Here is an 8,827-nt window from a genome sequence, read left to right on the forward strand (position 1 = left end):
CGTTATATTGACCTTTATCAATATACGCGATACTCATAGCGCTCTTTGCCCACCTGTCATTCGGATCAAGGGAATATGCCTTTTCGGCATCTTTAAAGGCATATTCAAGATTGCCTTTTTCTCTGTAGGCAAGGCTTCTTAGACCGAAAAGCGGAGCTGCGCCTTTAAAGATAATAGTTTCCCTTATGATTGTCTTTTCTATAGGCTTATCAAAGTTTTTTCTTTCGATTGTAAGGACAACCTGTGTTCCTTCTGAGCCTTTTACATTTTGGATAACCTTATCTAAATCCCACCCTTTTGTTGATTGCCCGTTGATCTTGATTATTTTATCACCGGCTTCTATGCCTGCTCTTTTAGCGGGTCCTTCTATTAGCCCCGATTCACCGACTATTTGTCTTTGCACAACGGGGTAATCTCCCTTAATTGCGATTCCCAATCCCACTCCGGTTATAGTCATCAATGCAACTGCCTTGTTTGCTGCCTCAATAGCTTCATCGTATCTGCCCATCTGTCTGTATGTGTTTGCAAGGGCAAACAGGGGTCTCGTGTCATTCGGAGTCAGTACTGCTGCCTTTTTATAATTGTCTGCCGCCCTGCTATAATCTTCCCTCTGAAGAAATAAATTGCCAATATTAGTGTAAAGAGTTGCATTTTTTGGTTCTATCTCAATGGCTTTTTGGTGAGCATTTAATGCCTCGTCAAACTGTTTTTTATGTGAATACGCTATGCCGAGATCGTTGTAAGCGTTAGCATTATCAGGCTTAAGCTCTATCGCCCTCTTGGCCGCTGTTATTGCTTCGTCATATTGTTTGTTTGCTATGTATAGGGCCGATAGCTTTGCAAAACCGCCGGAATCATTTGGATTATCCGCTGTTACCCACTGTTTCATGACCTCTATGGCGCGCCCAATTTGCCCTGTGTGCTCATAGGCGTCAGACAACCGCCCGACCCATACAGCTTTACCCTCAAAAAACAAACCATCTTCAAGAAGCTCGTTTATATCCTTATAATCCGTACGTCGAATGGGCTGCCACTTTTGTAAGGCTTCTTCACAACTTTTCACAGCCTTCTCATACTGCCCGGTTTCCGAATAGATTTTGCATAGGGCGGTGTAAGTTCCCTGAAAATGTTGTACAGCCTTTTCAACCTCACCTTCACGGTAATAATCCCATCCCGGCCTGTAAGTATTGGTTACATTGGTTATGCAACCGGACAAAATAGCAATCAATAGCAAGCATGCTGAAACCAATTTTCTCATGACGATACCTCCATGTTTATCTTCATACAATTTGACTTGTTTCTGCATATCCTTGAGCATACCCTCTTCCTTTTCAATGTTTTAAAGTTGTTAATTCTTATTTGCTTTCTATCAGTTTTTTACATTCTGAAATAATTTTTTTATACTTCATCTCCTGTTTTATTTTAAACCTACTCTCCCTATTGAATGGATTTTAGTTGTGAATCTATATCCTTTGCCATATCCTTTGTCTTATTAAGAAGCTCCTGTTCATTCTGTTTTGCGGTGTTTACCTGATTTTCTGCATCTGACCTTGCAGCAAGTGCCTGTTGAAGAAGATCATCTGCCTGAGCCTTCTCTTCAGGTTTTTGTGCGGATTGCACCTGATTACTTATTTCTGTTATCTTTTCATCTATCTTTTTCAGATTTTCCTCTGCCGTCTGCTTTTCCTGTCTTACTTTATTAAGGTTGGCTTCAACGTTCTGAAGTTCTTTAAGCTTTATATTAAAACCTTCCATAAGGACTGTGAATTTTTTTGAATCCATCTGCTGAACTGCCTTTGCTTGTGGAATTGGAACATCCGGCGTTTGAGGAAATTTGCATTCAATATCAGTTTCTGCTCCGATCATCACCTTGTCAGACTGTTCACTAAAGAACTTTGCACCTTCGCGGTTTCCTTTTTTTGTCTCCTCAAGGGCACGGGTTGAAAAATAAGATGTGCAAAGAAGTCTTTCCATGGGTTTGAGGTCGGAAGTTTTATGCCCGCCAAGCTGTATGGGTTTAAGCTCTGGCTTCCGGGCTATCCACATAGGCTCAAGCTTTCCTCCACCACCGGTAATACCGCCATCCATTTTATCAATAAGCAATGCCCCTTGCTCTCTTTTTTTCTGCTGCTCCTTCAAAGCATCTTGTGCCGCCTTCTCCTGTGCATCCCTCCACGCATCAATAGCTGCTTGCATCTCTTTCTTCCGTTGTTCTTCCTGCTGTATTCTCAATTGTTCCTGATAAGAATTATCTGTAGATGGAGATGAAGTCGAATCATCAAACATTCCACTAAATATGCTACTGAAAAGGCTGCCTACAATTCCAACAGCCATCTGTTGTGATGGACTTAGCCTGCCGGAGGGTGGGATATAGCCACTTGAAGAGAATGAGCCCTTATTGCAAACCGGTCGGCCACCGAAACAGTGGCATTCACCCCGCTTGTAGTAGCCACTTAGTACCCATGAATCTATGGTTCCTTGGCAGTTCATCTCAATGCCGGCAGCTGACACCGTTGTCGTGTTCATTACTAATACTGATAATACGAATAGTGTAATCAATATTGGATAAAAGCATTTCTTCATAACAAACACCTCCTTTTATGCACTGAGCAGATAACCTGGATATTAATGCCCTTTTTTTACGTGTAATCGGGGCGCAAAGCGCCGGGAGAACAACAATTCTACTGCACGCTATAATTTTCTCAAATAGTATTCTTATCAGCAATTTTAACAATTCCCAAGCAAAACCACACCATAATTTTTGGGAATTCTTTAAGGGACTTAATGAGGTATTGCATCTGTTTCTCGCTGATCTGTCGGGGATTGTCAGGATTGAGCTTAATGTCGGAGAGCTTGACTTTTTTCTGCTGGACTTTGTAACTCATTATTATTACCCCCCTAAAATCTAAATTTCTGAAAAATTAGCGTGTGACTGCCACGCTGGTTTAGAAGCTCGCAACTCCAGAGATTTTGACTGCCCCTCTTTCCTCTTGTAATGTTGCATATCCGATTGAAGGTGTAAAACCACCCTTTCAGGAAGCAAGGCTGAACCCTATTCTACAGAGCTTTTACGGAAACTCAACCCAGGGCCCGGGATTGACGTTATTTTCCCATGTCCAATAGTTGAACTGCCCCTGCGGGATTCTGAACACGACAATGGTCGGGCTGTCCGGTCTTCCGGTTCCAATCGTTTTCAGCCAGGAAAAGGTTTCGTAGAGACGGGCACGGATTGCCATATCTTCCACGAACTCTATCTGGCCCGAGATTCTTAAGATAGAGTCGATGTCCGGTGGTGTACCAGGCTGGTGGAAGGCGATTTCAATGTTGGGGTTCTTTTCAAGCTGTGATACAAGGGGTTTGACCCGAGACGTGTAGAAATAAATCCCCGTTTCATCAGCAAGCCAGACAGTCATCGGACGGACATGCGGTTTATCCCCGATTGCCGTAGCAAGAAAGCCAACGGGGTTTCTTTTTATATAGTCGATATATTCTTGAAATGTCATCTCTATCAGTGGTGGTTCAAGCGTTCTCCATGATTAACATGCACGATGCTGTATTTCAATAGAAATCCTAAAATTATGTATTACAGTCAATAGATGATTACCGTTTGAAAGTACAGATAAACTATTATGTTTCAAGGCTGTTTAGTTCAAGGTGTAACGTATAAATACCTATCCACACTAAGACAAAAACAATCTCCAAAGATCCGGTACCGGGCGGTCAAAATGTACATGTTTCTCCTGGCAATCAATAATGCTAATCACGCCCGGTACCAGCCAGAAGGGTTTTTGCTACGAGGGCAGCAGTGAATGTTGCATGTGGTAAGTTTATTTGTAAAACCCCATTTTCAATAAATGACTTTTTCTTTTAAATATTCCAATAAGACGACATAAGTCATGCTACCTAACATTTGGCAGCATGACTCTAACCCTTCATAGTTATTAATAAAAAAGTTTTTAGATGAATCAAGAAGGATGACTTTAAAACCTTAAAAGAGCTTTAAATGCATGACAATATTACCATTTAGCATCTACAAAGCGTTGATATAGGACGATAGCAAAAGTTGTTGATTTACGAGTGAAAGCGATAACGTTTGAGTTCAGCAGCAGCGATTAGCGTCCGCTTTGGATTGCATACGACCAAGACCAAGCAAAATGCCACAAACCCAAGGAGACCAAACATCCACTGGGGATCTGGGTAGACGTAAAGTACCACACGTATCCCGCTACCCCACAGAAAAAGAAAAAAGGCGGTCAAAGACAGGATCATCCATTCGCTGAGGCGGTTTCCCCGCGCAAAGACGGCATACATAAGGGGCAGGATTCTCCGGAACAGGACGTACAATCCCGCCATGATCATCAGCGTTCCGGCGATAAAGAGGATCCAGGGTGAAAGCCCCAGTCCCCGGTTGAAATGGCCGGTGTCACCGCCTGAGGCAAACGCGCGCATCGGGATATAGGCAATAAGTTCCATAAAATTGGCAATGACGAACCAGAAGAGGATGTGCATGAGCCATTTCCTATTCCTCATCCCCACTTTCTGCAGCAACACCAGGCCCAGGATAACAATGACCGCATGGACGACCAGGGGGCTACCGCCGATAATCGCTTCCGCGGCGCAATTGGCGGAGGGGAAGAGTCGAGAATAATGCACTCCTTCGTCCCAGCACGACATCGTCAGAGGATTTCCCCAGACGATGTCGAGGGGGTTTGGCATGCATCCGAGGAGCCAGGCGCTGGTGCTATGGGTAAACTCGTGCATGACAATGACCATCGCCTGGAGGGCGACGAACGTTGCTGCCACGATGATCATGTATTCCGAGGTTTCCCGGATGCGTTCAAAAGCAGTCATCGTTTGTTCCTTTGCCGAGTCGAAAGTTCATGCGATGGGGTTCTATCCTGCACCGACCGTCCAGCGGCATACCGAGAGAAGGTCTTATTCCGCCAAGAACATTTTGAGTCGAGTGGGCCGGTTTCTCCCGATGCTAAAGGTTGACGTTTGTTTTCTCCGTTTGCCGCCTGGCATCTCTATTGTGGGATAAGCTGTCAACCGTATATCCATATGGTCACAGCAATTCACGTTCCGTGTTAACAATATCATAAATAATTATAAAAATAAAACATTAATGACTATAGGAAGTTACACACACGAGAATATTTTGTTTTTATCCTTACTTGTCTGCCCTTGACGGCTTGTTGCCCAAACATACATACAACCAATAAGATTGGAATATGAGCAGGAAGAACTTTGCAGCTCCTTCGTCGCTGGAACCCGTTTCGCGAGTCGCGCCTTCGAGCATTTTTGGGGCCACCCGCAAAAGTTCATGCGGGTGGGGGAGTGTAAGGTTCAATTGCGAACACGGTGAGCAACAACAGTGTTCCTGCGAATACCATATTTGGGCAACAGGCCGTTGACATTCGACAAGTGCCATTCCCCCCCAAGCACCTTTGTTATTCCAGCATTCTCGGGTACTATCCTACAATTCATCCGGCTCACAGCTTTCTGCAATTTCATCAATAAACTCCGGTTTTATAAACTTCATTCTGTTCCCTATTGCCTCTATCTCTTTTTTTAACTGCACATAGGAAATGAATTTGCATATCTTAGGCAATGGCGGTTTGAGCCGCGCAAATGTGGGCCGGTTGATTTCGGTAAATACCTTTTCTCGGCGGTCATCAGGGGCCACGAGATACAGATTCAATTTTATATTTGGCTGCATACTCACAAGATCGGACATGCGTAATAAGCCGGAATATATCGATGAAGTATGCTCTACTTCAAAGGCCGCTAATATAGCATCGCCTTGCAACCATAAGACGTCGATCAACTCAATAGTTCTATTCGTGGCATCATCGAATTGCCGAGGTAATTCCTTTCTGAGGGATGGTATTTTCTGAAATGATTTCCCTTCATATTCACGGTTCCGGTCATTCCGGGCAACCCATACGTCGAGTCCCAGATCAGAGCCAAGTTTCAGCAGCAGCCACTGAATCTCTTCATGGGACGCACCGTCTTTCTTCTTGTCTTTTGGTTGGGCCGTGTCATCAATTGTTTCTTCGGGAACTGTCACAACGCCGACCTTTTTTGATTCAAATGTTCTCGGTTGTCGCCAATATTTCTTCTCGTCATATTCCCGCACAACAGAGCTTAACACCGATTTTTTTATGGCTTCAATGGTAGCCTCACCGTCCTTTGGGTCGAACAATGCCGGTGATCCCCTAAAAAAACCTGTCCAAGCGTGTTCTGATTTCAGGTCTTTAAATATTGAGAGTCCTTTGCTCAAATCAAGCACGGGAATCGCGGTCTTAGGCTCAAGCCGATAAATCAAATCCACCTTGAAACGACACGGAAAATCTTCGCCTTCCCATATTTTGCTGTGATCGATGAACATCTTCGATTTCACTTCAAGGATGCCGACAAAACGGGAAAGACCCGTTAAGTAGCAGATGAAATAATCGCCGGGCTTTACCTTTTCACACATCTTACGCCTGCGTTCTCGAAATCCGCTTACATTGGCACCATGTTTTAAGAATTCTTCCCAAGTTTTTCCGGTAAAAAGATCAAGCCAGTAATTGCGATTCATAAAACCCCCATGAAGTTTGGTCTTGAAGAGGACCATGGGAACATTGCTGCATGCACTGCAATCGTTGCGTTGCTGTGAGCGTGAAAGAGATGTTACTTCCTGATTGCATAACTTCTAAATCCATCCCTTCCCCTTTTGAGTACAGCGTTTAGCTCATTGTTCACGACTATCAGCAAACCCTGAACACTGAACATTGAACAGCCTTCCGCTTCCTCTACTGCTATGTTTTACAGTTAACAACTTAGATTACTTTTTATTATCAAAGTTGTTAACAAGCTGTAAATCAGGAACAGCATGTTTGATCATGAACAGGACATTTTCTCCCATATTTCCCGGTATGATTTTCGTATCAGCATGATGAGACTGCCAAACTCTGAATATTTCGTCGGCAAAACCCTGACCTATTGTTTTTACACCTGCAAAATCCAATTCAACTGTTTTAAATTTTTCTAAACCCGTCACAATGCGCCTCGCCTGTGACCTTGAGATGTATTCAACTCCTTCTCGAAAAAGTTTCACTTTTACTTCAGTCTTGCTGAACTCAAAGGAATCATCCGTATATTGATTGAAAATATCAGTAATTATCCTCTTGGAATCGAGACCTATTTCGAAAGAAACCTTCGTCCCTCTGACAGGTCTTCCTATGTCTTTTATAAATATATCTGCAACAATATTGTCGAATATCAAGTTTTTTTGAGAACTTTTAATATTGAAATGATCGCCGAGTCTTGAGGTAAAATAAATACCCTCTCCGCTGTGAAATGCAGGGGCTGTTGTCTGCTTTCCCTTCAAGAGATCCTGTATCGCTTCAAGGTGTGTCTTGAGGCCATTTTTCCGCATTATATTATTAAAAATTCCAATCCCTTTATCAGATATATCAAACCAGACACGTTTGCCTGTTCGTTCAATATTAATATCTATAACGTCTGTTTGAGAATGTTCTATGGCATTGTTAAGCATTTCTGTTAAAGCGTATGAAATGATACTTTCAATATTTGATGGAAGCCCGGAGAAGATTTTACTCTCTGATTTGATTTGATCCAATACAACATCCTCTGCAAGGTCCTTATTTCGCAACATACGATGAACTCGAAGAGATTCTTTCACGGGTTGGGCTGCCTTTGTTTCGGTGAGCAGATAATGTGTCTGGTTGGCCTTGCCGATCAGATGAATCTTTCCTTCGTTCTGGAGTTCACGAAAATATCTATGTATGTATACCCTTGAGAAACCGGTCAATTTTACGATATCCGATACCTTAATTTTCCCTTCTTCAGCTAACTGATTGATGATAAGCTCTTTAATGTCCATAACCCTCCGGTTGTTTACAACTTTATTATACATTAATTTTTATTAGTTGTTAACAAGTTGTAAACAACTGCTTATGCTAACCCTTCATTTCACCACATTTAACTTTATAATATTTTATCCCCTCAAAACAAAAAATGCAATCATTTTCAATGATTGCAGCGATTAAATTCTCAATTCAAAATTCATAATACAGAATGTTAACTCTTAGATTCCATAAATACAAATAGTTTTTAAAGTATCTCTCCTATGGCAAACTATATGTAATAACAAAATTAGATAATTATTTTAATATAATAGATGCTATATATGATAATTTACTTCCCATATATCAGCTAACGTATAAGTTCTTCTACGATTTCTGCAGCGTCTTTTACAAATTTTGTACAATGGGTTTTGAGAAGATTTTTTTCTTTGAATGCCTGTAAACCCTCCGGCGAGTTCATGTCACATCCGGTTAGTTCCCTACAGACGATGGAACTGTTTCGCAATTTGAATTTTTCTACAAATTCCCTCACAACCTGGTATGTTTTCTCTTTAGCAGGTTCATCTTCTGCTCTTGTTTTGCCATATTTGAGCCCTATAACCATGAATGCGGCGGTCACGGCCCCGCATGTCTCACCCATGCGTGCCATACCCCCGCCGAAGGCTCCTGCAATCTTAAGAGCAGTCTCCATGTCAATGCCAAATTCGGAGGCATACGCAGAAAAAACCGCCTGTGAACAACTGAATGTCTGTTTGAAACATTCTACTGCCTCTTCAGGTTTATTCAACGGTTCCTCCATTCTTCATATTAATTTGATACTATTCAAGGCCTCCTCCAGACATGGTAGAATCGGTTTGAGAGGAACCAAAATACCCAATTAAGGAGGAAGCCTTATGAACTTTTACAAAGGTCAACACAAATTTTACTGCGGTATCGATCTTCATGCAAGAAAA

General features: G+C 42.4%; 8 protein-coding genes. All 8 read right to left on the reverse strand.

Going from position 1 to position 8,827, the window contains the following annotated elements:
• Positions 1–1,258 (reverse strand): tetratricopeptide repeat protein (locus NTX75_02775; protein MCX5815153.1); only part of this gene is annotated, 1,258 nt, incomplete at its 3' end.
• A gap of 179 nt (positions 1,259–1,437) precedes the next feature.
• The gene (locus tag NTX75_02780) at positions 1,438–2,583 is read right to left on the reverse strand and encodes a hypothetical protein (protein ID MCX5815154.1); all 1,146 of its coding nucleotides are present in this window, start codon (positions 2,581–2,583) and stop codon (positions 1,438–1,440) included.
• Between the two features lie 119 nt (positions 2,584–2,702).
• On the reverse strand, positions 2,703–2,885 hold the full coding sequence (locus NTX75_02785) for a hypothetical protein (protein ID MCX5815155.1): 183 nt from the start codon (positions 2,883–2,885) through the stop codon (positions 2,703–2,705).
• 183 nt (positions 2,886–3,068) lie between these two features.
• Positions 3,069–3,503 (reverse strand): pyridoxamine 5'-phosphate oxidase family protein, encoded by a 435-nt coding sequence (locus tag NTX75_02790; protein MCX5815156.1) that lies wholly within the window; start codon positions 3,501–3,503, stop codon positions 3,069–3,071.
• 568 nt (positions 3,504–4,071) lie between these two features.
• Positions 4,072–4,851: a hypothetical protein gene (locus tag NTX75_02795; protein ID MCX5815157.1), complete on the reverse strand. Its 780-nt coding sequence runs from the start codon at positions 4,849–4,851 to the stop codon at positions 4,072–4,074.
• Positions 4,852–5,476: 625 nt separating this feature from the next.
• Complete coding sequence (locus tag NTX75_02800) at positions 5,477–6,583, reverse strand: EVE domain-containing protein (protein MCX5815158.1); 1,107 nt, start codon at positions 6,581–6,583, stop codon at positions 5,477–5,479.
• 246 nt (positions 6,584–6,829) lie between these two features.
• On the reverse strand, positions 6,830–7,891 hold the full coding sequence (locus NTX75_02805; protein ID MCX5815159.1) for a DUF4325 domain-containing protein: 1,062 nt from the start codon (positions 7,889–7,891) through the stop codon (positions 6,830–6,832).
• 332 nt (positions 7,892–8,223) lie between these two features.
• Positions 8,224–8,661, reverse strand: coding sequence for a C-GCAxxG-C-C family protein (locus NTX75_02810; GenBank protein ID MCX5815160.1), 438 nt, complete (start codon positions 8,659–8,661; stop codon positions 8,224–8,226).
• Positions 8,662–8,827: the final 166 nt, after the last annotated feature.

It is taken from the genome of Pseudomonadota bacterium (genome assembly GCA_026388315.1).
Lineage (GTDB): Bacteria > Desulfobacterota > Syntrophorhabdia > Syntrophorhabdales > Syntrophorhabdaceae > MWEV01.

Coding starts and splice junctions, on each gene's coding strand:
- NTX75_02790 (MCX5815156.1), bottom strand. CDS start 3,503: ATGACATTTCAAGAATATATCGACTATATAAAAAGAAACCCCGTTGGC.
- NTX75_02780 (MCX5815154.1), bottom strand. CDS start 2,583: ATGAAGAAATGCTTTTATCCAATATTGATTACACTATTCGTATTATCA.
- NTX75_02805 (MCX5815159.1), bottom strand. CDS start 7,891: ATGGACATTAAAGAGCTTATCATCAATCAGTTAGCTGAAGAAGGGAAA.
- NTX75_02785 (MCX5815155.1), bottom strand. CDS start 2,885: ATGAGTTACAAAGTCCAGCAGAAAAAAGTCAAGCTCTCCGACATTAAG.
- NTX75_02795 (MCX5815157.1), bottom strand. CDS start 4,851: ATGACTGCTTTTGAACGCATCCGGGAAACCTCGGAATACATGATCATC.
- NTX75_02800 (MCX5815158.1), bottom strand. CDS start 6,583: ATGAATCGCAATTACTGGCTTGATCTTTTTACCGGAAAAACTTGGGAA.